Origin of the sequence: Algoriphagus sp. (assembly GCF_039969895.1) — a bacterium.
Lineage (GTDB): Bacteria > Bacteroidota > Bacteroidia > Cytophagales > Cyclobacteriaceae > Algoriphagus.
Genome location: NZ_JBDVMZ010000021.1, coordinates 128,024 through 140,368 on the forward strand (window position 1 = coordinate 128,024; position 12,345 = coordinate 140,368).

The 12,345-nt window shown below is 40.6% G+C and carries 15 protein-coding genes; 3 read left to right on the forward strand and 12 right to left on the reverse strand.

From position 1 onward, the window contains the following. Positions 1 to 103 precede the first annotated feature (103 nt). The 3 genes from ABJH64_RS15275 (at position 104) to ABJH64_RS15285 (ending at position 4,024) form a co-directional block, all read left to right on the forward strand. The gene (locus ABJH64_RS15275) at positions 104 to 1,363 is read left to right on the forward strand and encodes a hypothetical protein (RefSeq protein ID WP_348273684.1); all 1,260 of its coding nucleotides are present in this window, start codon (positions 104 to 106) and stop codon (positions 1,361 to 1,363) included. Between the two features lie 180 nt (positions 1,364 to 1,543). Further along, positions 1,544 to 1,951, forward strand: a complete 408-nt coding sequence (locus tag ABJH64_RS15280) for a hypothetical protein (protein ID WP_348273685.1) — start codon at positions 1,544 to 1,546, stop codon at positions 1,949 to 1,951. A 528-nt stretch (positions 1,952 to 2,479) separates the two neighbouring features. Then, positions 2,480 to 4,024, forward strand: coding sequence for a Fic family protein (locus ABJH64_RS15285; RefSeq protein WP_348273686.1), 1,545 nt, complete (start codon positions 2,480 to 2,482; stop codon positions 4,022 to 4,024). Between the two features lie 98 nt (positions 4,025 to 4,122). On the opposite strand, the gene ABJH64_RS15290 is transcribed toward ABJH64_RS15285, so the two are convergent. From ABJH64_RS15290 to ABJH64_RS15345, 12 genes are all read right to left on the reverse strand, one after another. Beyond that, positions 4,123 to 4,401, reverse strand: a complete 279-nt coding sequence (locus ABJH64_RS15290) for a hypothetical protein (RefSeq protein WP_348273687.1) — start codon at positions 4,399 to 4,401, stop codon at positions 4,123 to 4,125. A 12-nt stretch (positions 4,402 to 4,413) separates the two neighbouring features. Then, positions 4,414 to 4,671 carry a DNA-binding protein gene (locus ABJH64_RS15295; RefSeq protein WP_348273688.1) on the reverse strand — a complete coding sequence of 86 codons (258 nt, stop codon included), beginning with the start codon at positions 4,669 to 4,671 and terminating at the stop codon, positions 4,414 to 4,416. A 41-nt stretch (positions 4,672 to 4,712) separates the two neighbouring features. Then, positions 4,713 to 4,997, reverse strand: coding sequence for a hypothetical protein (locus ABJH64_RS15300; RefSeq protein ID WP_348273689.1), 285 nt, complete (start codon positions 4,995 to 4,997; stop codon positions 4,713 to 4,715). Between the two features lie 113 nt (positions 4,998 to 5,110). Continuing rightward, entirely contained in the window at positions 5,111 to 5,890 is a 780-nt protein-coding gene (locus tag ABJH64_RS15305) for a hypothetical protein (protein WP_348273690.1), read from the reverse strand. A 65-nt stretch (positions 5,891 to 5,955) separates the two neighbouring features. Continuing rightward, the gene (traN, locus tag ABJH64_RS15310; protein WP_348273691.1) at positions 5,956 to 6,813 is read right to left on the reverse strand and encodes a conjugative transposon protein TraN; all 858 of its coding nucleotides are present in this window, start codon (positions 6,811 to 6,813) and stop codon (positions 5,956 to 5,958) included. Between the two features lie 11 nt (positions 6,814 to 6,824). Next, positions 6,825 to 8,132: a conjugative transposon protein TraM gene (gene traM, locus ABJH64_RS15315; RefSeq protein ID WP_348299513.1), complete on the reverse strand. Its 1,308-nt coding sequence runs from the start codon at positions 8,130 to 8,132 to the stop codon at positions 6,825 to 6,827. A gap of 322 nt (positions 8,133 to 8,454) precedes the next feature. Continuing rightward, positions 8,455 to 9,072, reverse strand: coding sequence for a conjugative transposon protein TraK (traK, locus tag ABJH64_RS15320; RefSeq protein ID WP_348273693.1), 618 nt, complete (start codon positions 9,070 to 9,072; stop codon positions 8,455 to 8,457). A gap of 11 nt (positions 9,073 to 9,083) precedes the next feature. Then, entirely contained in the window at positions 9,084 to 10,307 is a 1,224-nt protein-coding gene (traJ, locus tag ABJH64_RS15325) for a conjugative transposon protein TraJ (protein WP_348273694.1), read from the reverse strand. Between the two features lie 26 nt (positions 10,308 to 10,333). After that, the gene (locus tag ABJH64_RS15330) at positions 10,334 to 10,960 is read right to left on the reverse strand and encodes a TerB family tellurite resistance protein (protein ID WP_348273695.1); all 627 of its coding nucleotides are present in this window, start codon (positions 10,958 to 10,960) and stop codon (positions 10,334 to 10,336) included. Between the two features lie 11 nt (positions 10,961 to 10,971). Beyond that, on the reverse strand, positions 10,972 to 11,619 hold the full coding sequence (locus tag ABJH64_RS15335) for a hypothetical protein (RefSeq protein WP_348273696.1): 648 nt from the start codon (positions 11,617 to 11,619) through the stop codon (positions 10,972 to 10,974). Positions 11,620 to 11,631: 12 nt separating this feature from the next. Next, a complete protein-coding gene (locus ABJH64_RS15340; RefSeq protein WP_348273697.1) occupies positions 11,632 to 11,889 on the reverse strand; it encodes a hypothetical protein in 258 nt (85 codons plus the stop codon). Between the two features lie 74 nt (positions 11,890 to 11,963). After that, entirely contained in the window at positions 11,964 to 12,335 is a 372-nt protein-coding gene (locus tag ABJH64_RS15345; protein ID WP_348273698.1) for a hypothetical protein, read from the reverse strand. Positions 12,336 to 12,345 lie beyond the last annotated feature (10 nt).

The following is a 12,345-nucleotide window of genomic DNA, read 5'->3' on the forward strand; positions in this document are numbered from 1 at the left end:
CTTTTCAAGTTTATTTGCAATAATGTTGCAATTTAATTGCAATTGTGTTGCAAATAAAATTTCACTTCTATTCATTTGTACCTTCAAATCAACTAACTGACAAATGAGAAAACTGAACAAAGTTTATGGCTTTTTGCTTCTTGCTGCTTTTGGCTGTCAAGAGGATGATGATCTTATCATCGAACAAAAAACTTTTGAAACCACAGAGAGCGAGTGGATCAGAATAGTGACAATGGACGAGACTGGCACTATTGGATTGATGAATCCTACAGCAGGAACTTCCCGCTCTTTGAATGTTGCACCATTCGCTACAGGTAGCAGAACTTACTTAAGCTCATCTGGAAGATATATTACTTCTGTGATGAGAAATGAGGGGGAAGTTCGCTACTTCGACACAGGGATCGAGTTTCACATCGATCACGGTCACGAATACGAACCGAGGTGGGTCAGTGGAGTAGCTAAGGCTCCTCTCCCTACTCACTTTTCTACTTCACAAGAAAACATAGTGATTTTTAATGATGGAGATGGATCATTCACTTGGTCTCATGAGCAATCCATGGCGATTCCTTCTTTCTCTCCAAAAATTATGAGCAACCTTGGTAATGGTGTGCATCATGGTGCCGCTACGTGGCTTGAGGGAGATCTGTTTGCAGTGACTTTTAAAAATTCTACTATCCCGGGACCCCTTCCAGAGACAATCAAATTGATTGATAAGAATGGAGTTATTGTGGCTGAATCAGCAACAGCAGTGGTAAGCGGGATTCATGGCGATGCTTCCAATGGCAAATATGCTTTGTTTGGAGGTATGGAAGGAGTATTAGTTGCTAGCAAAACCAAAGAATTGTTTCTAATCCCTAATGCAGCTGGTTTGGATTCAGGACCAGGTAATTGGCTTGGGAGTCTAAAGTCAAATGACAAATCTGACATTTTCTATGGAAGTGCAGGAAAAAAGGGGATTTTCAAAATTGACCCTGTAGCTAAATCTATTACGAATGTATATGTAGGTGATGATGTGGCGGCATATTTTTTCAATGCCAACGGATCAAAGCTTATCATCCAGAAGAAAAATAATGAGGTAATTATTTTAGATGCTGATTCAGGAAACACTATGAATACCGCTGCATTATCCATTGCCGTAGATTCTAATGCTAGCGCAAGGAAATCTTTGACAGATCTAGAAATGTATAGGGTTTTAGATGAGCCTTCTCCAGTATTGACAGCTTCAGAATACTATTTATATGTGTTGGATGGATCTAGAACTACTATCAACATCTTAAGTCTGGAAGATATGAGTACAGCAAAGACGATGGAATTGACTAGTCCGGTAACTAACATCATGAGAATTGGCTTTCATTTCGAATAATCATAAGAATATAGTTTGGTTTATTAAAAATGCTATCGGAGATTTCCGGTAGCTTTTTTTTACTATCAGCTGTACGTAAGGCTTTATCGTGAAATTGCAAACAATAGTATTTCACAATTATTGAATGATTTCACTAAAAGGCCTTAGATAGTTTCTTTTTTTAAGGACGAAATCACCGGGTTGCTTAATATAAAGCTCAACCAGAACAATCAGAATCGTGATGGCTTGATGGCGAAGATTGATAGGACCAACAGCAAATTAAAAAAAGCGAGGAATCTTTTTGTGGAGGATAAGAATGATGCAGAAGATTTCAATTCAATAAAAAGAAAGTGCCAAAGCGACATTGACAGCAGTGAAAACCAAATTTCAGCATTAAAGCTAACCACTAAAAAAGACTTTAAAGTAATGATAGACAGGGGTTTGATGGTGATAGATAGGCTGGGTGAACCATATGAAAACGCAAGTGTGGAGGAGAAAAAAATTATACTGAGTTCGACTTTTTCGAAAAAAGTAACTTTTCAAGATGAAAAAGTTCGAACTCCCGAAGGCAACAAATTTGTTAAGCTTATCTATCTGATAAATAGCTGATTGCCCTTAAAAAAAGAAAGGCACAAATCCTTCAAATTTGGATTTGTGCCGTCAGGTGGAGCTGGTGAGATTCGAACCTTACTCGTAATGTATTGGTATTCAGTAGTTTTGAAAACAATTTTTTACCTACTACACGATTTACGCAACGAGTTTTTTAGTTTTTCGTCTTTGCCTGTTTTTGCCACAGAATATTTTTTCTGAATTGTACCTACACAACTGCTATTTGAATGAACTTGATTTCGAGTATTTAAATTTAAGAAAATAAAATTGAATAAGGGATTTCTTTTCAGTATAGCATCCATAAGAGAATGGAAATTCTACTCTGCCCATTTGTTTAGGCTTGAAAAGTTAGCATTTGTATTATTCCCTATTTAGTCAATCTTTTTGATAGCGAGCCATTTTCTCGCAAGTGTTTTTCACGTAATCACGTGTTTTATATGTGAAAATATCAACTTATAAGTATTTTTCACGTAATTAGGATGCGATTAATTTTGATTGAGAACAATTACAAAATATACAATAGGATCTATGGAGGATTTTCAGTTTTCTAAATCCGTAACTGTTTTTCATGGGAGAGCAGTTCCTGAAGAAGGATATTTGGCCGGTTATTCCGCCATTATTGATGTTTTTGGAATACAGATTCCTCTGCCTAATAAACTAGTTTTAATAAGTAGCAAGAATCGTACTTATGAAAAACAAAGTTGGCGAGTTTTTCCGTTTCGATATTTACCTGAAAATAACCTTTACAAACATCTTGTTTTTGCCATAAAATATGAGGGATTAAATCTCCTATTTTTTAAAAAATTATTTGAAATTATTGATAATAAGGAGATTATTAGCCTTGTAAAGGCTGAGCCTAATGGACAATATGCCCGTCGTATATGGTTTCTATTTGAATGGTTGACAGGTGTGAATCTTCCTATTCCTGATTTGGAAAAAGGGAATTATGTAGAATTACTTGATGAGAAAATTCAATTTTCTATTGGTTCTGGTATTAAGTCTCAAAGACATAGAGTTACTAATAATCTTCCTGGAACAAGAGAATTCTGTCCTTTGGTTTTCAAAACAAAAAAACTTGAAAATTATATAGATAAGAGACTCTCAGCGCAGACAGAACATATCATTCAGGGTGTAAGAAAAGACTTTCTTCAGCGAGCAGCAGCGTTCCTTCTATTGAAAGATTCCAAAGCATCTTTTTCAATCGAAGGAGAGAGTCCTAAAAGTAAGAGAGCTGCACGTTGGGGACAGGCATTGGGACAAGCCGGCATGAAAAGCCTATCAAAAGAGGAATTGTATCGACTTCAACAGTTGGTAATTGAAAATCCTAGATTTATGGTGCTGGGATACAGGCAAAAAGGTGGGTTTGTAGGAGAACATGACAGGGTTTCTGGAGAGCCTCTACCAGACCATATTTCTGCAAAATGGGAGGATATAGAATTTCTAATGGAGGGCTTGTTGGATACAGAAAAAATTTTGATTGATGAATCATTTGACCCCGTTGTCGCTGCCACGGTTATTGCCTTTGGCATGGTTAATATTCATCCATTTGAAGATGGGAACGGAAGGATTCACCGTTATCTGATTCACCATGTGTTAGCCAAAAAGAAATTTGCTCCGCAAGGAATTATTTTTCCTGTATCGGCAGCAATCCTAGATAGAATTAATGATTATCGGACGGTTCTGGAAAGTTATTCATTACCACTTTTGGATTTTATCGAATGGAAAGAGACTAAAGACCATAATGTTGAGGTATTAAATCAGACTATCGACTTTTATCGCTACTATGATTTGACTCTACATGCCGAGTTCCTTTATGAGTGCGTTGATGAAACTATCGAAAAAATAATTCCTGCGGAAATTGAGTACCTGGCAAAGTATGATGAGTTCAAAAATTATATTGAAGAGGAATTTGAAATGCCAGACAAATTAGTTTCGATACTTGTGCGTTTTTTGGAGCAAAACTCAGGCAAACTTTCTAAAAGAGCCAGAGAAAACGAGTTCGTATTATTGCACGATGAAGAAATAGAAGCAATTGAAAATACTTTTAAATCCGTCTTCAATCCAAGAAATTAATTGTTCTGACAATTGTTTTAATCTGGTGGTGAAGTATGTGCAGACAGTCTATGCAATAAGTGCCTAGTTTAGTTAAGCAAGTTTTGTTATCCTTGAATTCACTTCAATCTCACTCCACTCCCCAATCTTGGATGATAGGAAGGATTATATTCTACCAACCCTCGATCTTTTAATTCGGAGATACATTTATGATAGGTAACAATACTTTTTACTCCAGAAAGTTTCATGATTTTTCGTCTGGATATCTGAAATGGATTGCAGCGTTTCTGCACTTTCCAGAGTTGTAACATGGCTAAAAACACGGCTACACGAGTGGGTTGGATGCCTCTTTCTTTTACGATTCTTTCCACATAATATTCCATTCCAAGGGCTGTCATAAGTGATGTATTTTATTGCTTGAAAAGTGATTTCAACTCTTCAGATTTGTAGTAGTAAAGCCCTGAGATTTTAACAGGGCGCACTAATCCCCGAATCCGTAAATTCTGTAAGGCTGCATCGGAAATACTCAGCATTTTTTTTACATCCCGGCTGCGAAGCCATTCCTTTTCGTCCGGTTTTGTTTCAGGTGGTTCTTCCAGCAGTATTTTAAGGTCAGCAAACAACTGAAATCGCAAGTTTTCCAAATCTTCTTTAGTGATGGTTTCCATGGTCTTAGAATTGAAATTGAATTGACTTAGGCTTGGTTTCTTTAAGGTTCTTTAGCTAATGCGACCCGACTTTGACTCATCCGGTTGAACGTTGGCAGGTAGCATATGTAGCCATACTCATGGAGTTGCCGGATGATCTTGAAGTAGGTGGCAGTGCTGGATATCTTAGCAGCTTTCATAAGCTTTTTTCTTTGGATAGGAAAGGGTTCAATACCTCCATATTCTTCACGTGCATGAAGCAGCACGGAGAAAACCCCGATATGGGATAGGCATATTCTTGGATCTTTTTCGATCCCAGCCATAAATTCCTCCAATGCTTCTTTCATCTGTACATGATTTTTTTTTAAATGGTCAGATGGAATCTCGCATGCTAAGTAATCATTCTAGTATGCAACGATCTCTGTCATGCTCGATTTCATCTGCTCCATACGTAGGGGATCTATCCTGCTATTCCTGCACTCTTCCTTTTTCGTGTCTTCTTCGTGGGACTCTCATCCGATTCTTCATTGACTTCCTGCTTTTTGGTTTTGGTTTGTGATTCACTTTTTCCTTCCCGCTGAGTTTCTGCAGTGCGTACCTGATTGGCATCGTAGGTATTCACATTTTTGAACTGTGGGCTGGCTTCCACAAAGCGCTTTTGTTCACCCTCACTTCCGGAAAAAGTTACAGATTGACGGTTTCCCTTTTTTAAGGAATCCATCAGCTTGCTTTGGTCTTCAGGATTACCAAGTTCTTTTATCGGGTGCTTTTCCAATGCCTTTTGCAGATCAAAGCCGTAATTCTCATGGAACTGCTTTAGTTTAAAGTTTCCTTGATTGTCGGTTTCCTTAAAGTCGAGTTGGACCCAGGCATTGTACTTTTCCTGCTCCTTGTTTACCAGATCTTTGTTTACTGCACGACCATCCAACAGATTGTAACCTTCTTTCAATGTGATGTTGTTGTCCTTGCCTATGTAAAAGGTCTGATTGATCGCCGGTTCCTCCTGTCCGGATTTGGTCAGACTCAGGTCGTACTTGTTAAAGAAATACATATCAGTCATTTCTGACTTTCGAAAATGCAGGTTTGCATTGACGGTATCCCCTCCAAAATTTGCCTGGTGATCCAGCATGAAATTGGATTCTCCCTTGCTGATCTTTTCTTTTAATTGAGGCTCCAAAGCTTCGCCGAATCCGGTGTACTTAACCTGGTTTTTGAGGTAATCGAAATTTTGTTCGTTCATGATCTATGTTGTTTGTGGTTAACTGATAAAGATTTATTGATTGGTTTTTCTGTAGGTAAGGAATCTTACTCTACCACAGCTGCCTGGATAATGTGGTTGTTTTTGACTTTTATTTTCAAATGTCTTCCGCCTTGTTGTTCCATTAATTCAATTCCTAAATGCTTTTGGTCTGGAATGGTAAACTTGGGAAGAGCTACGACTATGGTCTGGGTTGACTGCGCAGGAATTTGTGCTGTATTGCCGAGAACCTGAATGGGGATTTGCTCCAGTTCCTGTACTGCTGTTCGTTTGCCTTTTCTGTTGTCCCGGATAAAAAAGCGGAACTGTTCCACATCGTAGGTAATATTGGTTTGGTTCTCAAGACTGATCTGAAAATAAAGTAGGTCTTCTTCGATGTAGATACCGGTCAGACTTAAGCCAGTCATGTATTTCCGTTGTCTGATAGGTTTGATTCGCTGGTTTTTTACAGCTACTTTTTGAGCGGTTTCTAAAACGGCCACTTCATTGGATGTTCCCTTTGGGAACTCAGCGTCAGGTTTTTTGGAACCTGGAATTACAGTCAAATTGAGCTGTTGGGGATTTGCAGAATAACTTACTTTAAATGAGTAAAACTTACCGTCTGATGTGATCACAGTTAGGTTGCTATTGTTCATTTCGCTTGTTTCAGCTTTCACCTGAAGGATGTTTTCAACGGAATTTGCACGTTGAACCATGATTTCTCGATTGCCTCGGTCCACACTTTTGATAGCCTGCGGGAAAATCAGGTTAGTAGTAAGCTGCTCGCTGATCTGTATGGAAACAGAAGGGATGGACTGAGTGATAAAGGCAGTCTTGGATTGAGCCAATACACTCCAGTTGACCATACAAAGTATTCCCCCCAGCGCAAGTGCGATCGTACATTTAATTAGTTTATTGCTATTCATCGGATTGGATTTTAAAAGGTAGAATTGCTTTTTTCATCGCTGAGCCAGATCTGATAACCTGCTTTAAGCGTGAACTGAATCAGTTTGGTCTTTTTGCTTAAGAAGCTTTTTGCAGTTTCGATTCCCGCACTTGCAGCCTGGGCTTCCAGTGAGGTATCGAACGTGCTTATCCCAAATCCCTGAATTGCCCGATCACTAGCTTGTGCAGTCACTTCTCTTGATAGTGATCCTGGGATGTAAATTCCTTCCATTCCATCTGCATCATGAACAGTCAAAGCCACGGGTAGGATCTGGTCATGTACCCGAATGTGCTGGATTTCAATTTTTAGACGTTCTCCGTTGAGTGAAGCGGTGCCATATACCAGCTGATCTTTGGGAATAGTTAATCCATTGATACTTGCTGCCTCAGTCAACCGAAGTTTCACTGTAGCTCCTGATGTCAGTGTTTGTGTTTCATGGATTACAGCTTTAATGGAGTTTGACTGCTCGTTTATATCGTCTGGACTTTCTAAGCCAAAGAAGCCATTTCTTTCTGACGTTACTAATTCTCCCACAGTAGCTACTTCAGTAGGTTCTAAACTGGAAATTTGTTGAGTATTAGACATTGGGTTTACATTATATACCTGGTTTTGCTGCTGGATCTGGTTGGAGCGTATTCTGGCTTGTACACGTTCAGGATGCTGTATGTCCAGAATCTGTTCGAGTAACTGGCTCATTTGCTGCATTTCTGGATCTGTGCTTGCATTGCCTGCCTGCATCTGCTGCATCATGTGATCTAGCCGATCTAAGTCTGCGCTTAGTGTTGGATCACCGGCAGTTTGAGTGAGTTGGTTTGTCTCAACTTTTTTATCGTGGACTTTAGCAATCGGCTTTTCCATAAGCGTTTGGTTGAGTGCTTCCAGTTTTTCCATAATCAACCGTTCATTCGGGGCATGAAATTCAGCCATAGGAACACTTCCCAAACTACCATTTTCCAAGGATTGGGAATCGGTTAGTTGGTTTTCATTACCTGTGCTTTTTTCTGGGTTAAAAGCCATGCGATAGTACGGGTCATTCTTTACTGCCTGTAGAAATCTAGCAGAGTCTGTTTGGGACTTTTTATAATGCCCTAGCTTGTCAAGTGCTTGGGTTTCATTATCTGCAATACCTGGCAGCTCCATGTTGATTCTACTTTGCTGGCTTTGCGTAGGATCAGTTGCTATCCCGTTTCCGCCGCCGAGAGCCCAGAATGTAAAAGTCAAAAAGGGTACTGTGAGCAGGGGTAGCATTAGAAGAAATTTTCGTTTCTGCTGTTGTTTTTGGGTTGTTGTGTTAGTCATGGTTTATATTGTTTTGAAGTGTTAGGGTTTGAAGTGAGACTGTCGGGATCGGAATTTGAATTTCCCAAATCAGGAAAGTAGGGGGGAGTGGTTGTTGGTAATTGTTCTGTTGGAGGAGAAAAGGAGGAGCTTTTAAAAACAAGCAGGTAGGCACATCCACTTAATGAAATGAGGAGAAAGAGAATTAAGTATAGGTATTTAGCTCTTTGACTGAGTTTCTCAGTTCTGTGGTGGAGCAGTTCCGCGAATTTTTGGGCTTGGAGTTGCCCAAATTCTTGGACTGCTTCGATGGGATTGGGATGTGTTTGAGGGGTATTCATGCTTAGCGGTTTTGAATATGTGTATCCGTATTTTCCAATGTCTTCCAGCCTTCGATCAGGAAACCGTGAGGATTATTATCACTGCGGGACACCTCGCGTAGGTAACCTTCAGTCACTAGTTTTCGGGTAACGATGGAGCCTGTCCGGGTCAACTGTTGGGTACCATAATACCGGAAGTAAGACGGGGTTTGCTGCAGATCAATGGATACACTGTCCATGTTGATTTCCTGACTGATATTCCCTGCAATGATATTTGAGTAGTAATTGCTTTCCGTCAGGTTATCGTATTGACGTTTTGCAGAAGCATCTGCCAGATAGAGTGCTTTGGCTGTATTTGCGATGATGACTTTTTCATCAGGATCGAGTGTGAAGAAATACCGGTGAAAGGTGGATATATGATCTTTTGCCTCGACATAAATATTATCCCTGCGGTCTGTTGCAAAAGCTTCCAAAGCCTTTCCATTGGCCAGGATGTAGACTTTTTGCTGAAGCGATGCGGTCAATTGCTGACTCTTGTAGAGGGTGAAACCTGAAAAGAGGAGACAACCGAGGATTATCGTAAGTGTGAATAACCGGATTTGTCGAAAGGCGGTGTCTATGTTTTTTGGTTTGCTGAACATGGGTAGTAAGATTAAGAGTTGCCTTTAAGTTTGCTGGATTGATAATCACTGCCATCCTTGAAGTAACCGGCTGCCGTACCACGTGAAGCCATGGACTGGTTCATGCTTCCTGCCTTATCCCCATAGGAATCAGCAGACATACTTGATCCTCGTGTTGTAGCTATTTTGGCGGCGGAGCTGGCCATGGAAACAGTGCTGAATGCAGCTTGAGTGAAAAAGCTGGATGCTTTATGCGGAAGTGCTCCACCTGAAGCAGCATGGACAATGTAGTTGGCTACTGAGGGTACTGAGAAATAGCCTATGATACCGATCACCAAAAAGATCAGGTATCCTGTATCTGTGGCAGAGAAGAAGGTGTCTCCGGTGCTTTCTATTTGTCCTATGTCCAGCACGAGCATTTTTTCCTGTACGGTGCTGATGATGGCTCCGAAGATATTGGCCACAGGAAGCCAGAGGTAGATATTAATATAGCGGGCAAGCCAAACCGTAAGTGTATGCTGGAATCCATCATAGACAGATAGACCGAAAACTAAGGGGCCCAGAATGGATAGAACAACCAGTTGAAAGGTTCTCAGGGTATTGATGCAAAGCGCGGCAGCTTCAAATAGCAATTGCAATATTTCAGCAAGGGCTTGTTTGATCCAATGTTTAAAATTGAAGCTCCATTTTGCATTTGAGAAGAGTTCGTTGTTCCATAAAGATTCTAAAAAACCTTCCTCCGGAGCAGTAGCTTCCTCAGGCAAACCCTGAGTGTATTTCAACCATTTTTCATAATCCCCCTCCCTGTAATTACTTCGGTACATTTGGCCTTTAATAGTCCCTTTAACGACTTCTTCTTTATGCTTCAGAAGGTTTTCAATAGCTTGGTTGGAATTGTCCATCATCGAGGCTGTAGCGTTGACAGTTGGATTCATCACTCCATTGATCAGGGAAAGAACAGATGGGAATAGCAGGATACAAGAGCCGATGGCAAATGGCCGGAACAAGGGATAGAAGTCAATGGGTTCAGCATTTGCTATGGATCGCCAAACTCTGGAGGCGATATACCATAAAGCTCCAAAGGCAGCAATTCCCTGAGCCACGCTGATCAATTGACTGCATAATGGCATCATCTCAGAGTAAAGGTCTTCCAACACGCCATGGAGTCCTCTGTCATAGCCCACCTGCGCCTGGGTAGTCAGTGGTAAAAGGATGGAGAATAAAATGATAGCTATGGATTTAGGAATTACTTTCATGGCGATGGTTGAGCTTAGCTCCCTATTTATTGATAGAGGTTTTTGATTCCATTTACTTCCTGATTTGCCTTGATTCGGCTAATTGCCAGAACCTGGTTCTCCTGATTGAATGCAGTTAGGAAAATCAGCTTGTCTAGCATGTGGGTATGGATCTGATCAATGGTTGCCAACCGTTCCTCATCTGACATCCTAAGTCTATTTGTAGTTAAGACTAATGTTAGTTCATCGAGCTGTTGCAGACTTTTTTTGAAGAGATTGTTATACACTGAAGAGAGGTAAGAGATTTCCCTACTCGTGAACTGACCGGAGTTTTTGAGTTTCGCAAAGGCCGACTTATAATCCTTTACCAGCTTGATTTGAAAACGGATAATTTCTGCGACTTTGTAATAGTTTTTTACCGTTGGATTTACTTGTAGCAAGCCATCCAGGAAGGCTTCATGGATTGTGAAATTTCCTGACGCGATAGTTGAAATCTGTGAATAGCCGGAATTCAGTGTGTTGTATCCTTTTTCCAGATCGCTGAGTATTTGCTTGAGCTGGCTCAGTTTGGTGACGTTAAGCAGTAACTGAGCAATTTCGTCTTCCTGTGCTGATGCTGGCTGAAGGTTTATCGTGAAAATGAGCGGGAAAAGCAGTATCAGTAATTTTTTCATGGTTGAGTAGGTTAGAGTTGATCAAGGGTATGAAAGTTTCTTGCTTGGCTAATCCCGTTTAGTTCCTGCTCTCTAAAGCTGGATAATTGAATGGCTTCCTGTCCAAACCGTATTGTATAGGTATAGATGCTTTGCATGTGCAGGAGGAGTTGTTCCAGTCTGATGATGCGCTCTGAATCAGACAGGCTGAGTTCGCCGTTTTGCAAAAGGGCTTGTAGCTCAGTGAGCAGTTGCCCAGTTTCTTTTTGAATGTTTAAAAAAACATGGCTGACCACATTTTCTTCGGAAGCATTGAGCTGGTTGAGTGAGCTAAGTTGCTTTTGGTATTGTCTTGATACCTGTTGAATAGTTGAAGCTAATGCTATTATTTGCCGGGTATCTGGATGGGATTTTACTTTAGAACTTACCTTCGAAAAAGATTGGAAATGGTCCTTATGCTGATCAAAATCTCCATTTGTGATGGTAGTGATCAAGCTGAGCCCTTGTTGGCTAACCTCATAACCTTTTTTAAGGACAGTACGGTAGGATTGCAATGCAAAGATCTGCTCGGCCAGATACTTCTTTTTGGTCTGCTTTTGTTGAAACCATTCCTGGAAGTTCTGTGCTGATACTGGCAATGCCGCAGCGATGAGGTAAAGGAAAATAAGTATCTTTTTCATAGGTATAGGGTGTTAGGGTTGGATCCCGTAGAGTAGCTGTATGTGTGAAATCTCTGTGTTGCTTCTCGCCCGTTGTAAACTCAGCTGTCCGTTGCTGCAGTTAAATGAGAGCAAGTCCTGGTAGTTTTGATCTACCTGTAGAGCAGTCTCATTCAGTAGGGTCAGTCTTTCCCCATCACTCATTTGAAGGGTAAATGATTTGACCAGAAGTGCCAGCTGATCCAAGTTGTCTACCGTAGCTCTCAGAATTCCAGAGTACACATGGCCCATGTACTCTTTTTCTAGAGTGGTGAAATGATCATCCTGCTGGATTACTGCCCAGACTTTTTTGTATTCAGTGACAATCAGTGTTTGTTTTTGGGCGATGTCACGTACCCGATGGTAGCTGGAAATCGCTGACTTGACTTGTTGGAGCTCGTCGAAATATTTTTGTAGAGTTCGCGTTGCTTTTCTGTCCAGCTGGAGATCTCATCCAACTTGAGTTTGGACATGGTGTTTTCCAATACTTTTTGGGCATTCTGTAGCCAGATCACTTTATTTTGCTGCCTCTGAATTTGAAGATCTACTGCAACGATGACTTTCTTGACAGCAGCCTTAATTATCTCTACAATAGGAATTGCTGCTGCCGCCTGAGTCCGGGTTGGCGGAAGGATAAATGCTACACAAAGTACCGTGAGCAGGACTGTACGGCGGATGTTTTTATAGGAACTAATCATGGCTGTGTTT

Excerpts from the sequence above, each read along its gene's own strand:
- ABJH64_RS15300 (WP_348273689.1), bottom strand. The coding sequence starts at position 4,997 with ATGAAAGAAGCATTGGAGGAATTTATGGCTGGGATCGAAAAAGATCCA.
- traM (WP_348299513.1), bottom strand. The coding sequence starts at position 8,132 with ATGACTAACACAACAACCCAAAAACAACAGCAGAAACGAAAATTTCTT.
- ABJH64_RS15295 (WP_348273688.1), bottom strand. The coding sequence starts at position 4,671 with ATGGAAACCATCACTAAAGAAGATTTGGAAAACTTGCGATTTCAGTTG.
- ABJH64_RS15290 (WP_348273687.1), bottom strand. The coding sequence starts at position 4,401 with ATGACAGCCCTTGGAATGGAATATTATGTGGAAAGAATCGTAAAAGAA.
- traK (WP_348273693.1), bottom strand. The coding sequence starts at position 9,072 with ATGTTCAGCAAACCAAAAAACATAGACACCGCCTTTCGACAAATCCGG.
- ABJH64_RS15275 (WP_348273684.1), top strand. The coding sequence starts at position 104 with ATGAGAAAACTGAACAAAGTTTATGGCTTTTTGCTTCTTGCTGCTTTT.
- traN (WP_348273691.1), bottom strand. The coding sequence starts at position 6,813 with ATGAATAGCAATAAACTAATTAAATGTACGATCGCACTTGCGCTGGGG.
- ABJH64_RS15345 (WP_348273698.1), bottom strand. The coding sequence starts at position 12,335 with ATGATTAGTTCCTATAAAAACATCCGCCGTACAGTCCTGCTCACGGTA.
- traJ (WP_348273694.1), bottom strand. The coding sequence starts at position 10,307 with ATGAAAGTAATTCCTAAATCCATAGCTATCATTTTATTCTCCATCCTT.
- ABJH64_RS15285 (WP_348273686.1), top strand. The coding sequence starts at position 2,480 with ATGGAGGATTTTCAGTTTTCTAAATCCGTAACTGTTTTTCATGGGAGA.
- ABJH64_RS15340 (WP_348273697.1), bottom strand. The coding sequence starts at position 11,889 with ATGGGCCATGTGTACTCTGGAATTCTGAGAGCTACGGTAGACAACTTG.
- ABJH64_RS15330 (WP_348273695.1), bottom strand. The coding sequence starts at position 10,960 with ATGAAAAAATTACTGATACTGCTTTTCCCGCTCATTTTCACGATAAAC.
- ABJH64_RS15335 (WP_348273696.1), bottom strand. The coding sequence starts at position 11,619 with ATGAAAAAGATACTTATTTTCCTTTACCTCATCGCTGCGGCATTGCCA.
- ABJH64_RS15305 (WP_348273690.1), bottom strand. The coding sequence starts at position 5,890 with ATGAACGAACAAAATTTCGATTACCTCAAAAACCAGGTTAAGTACACC.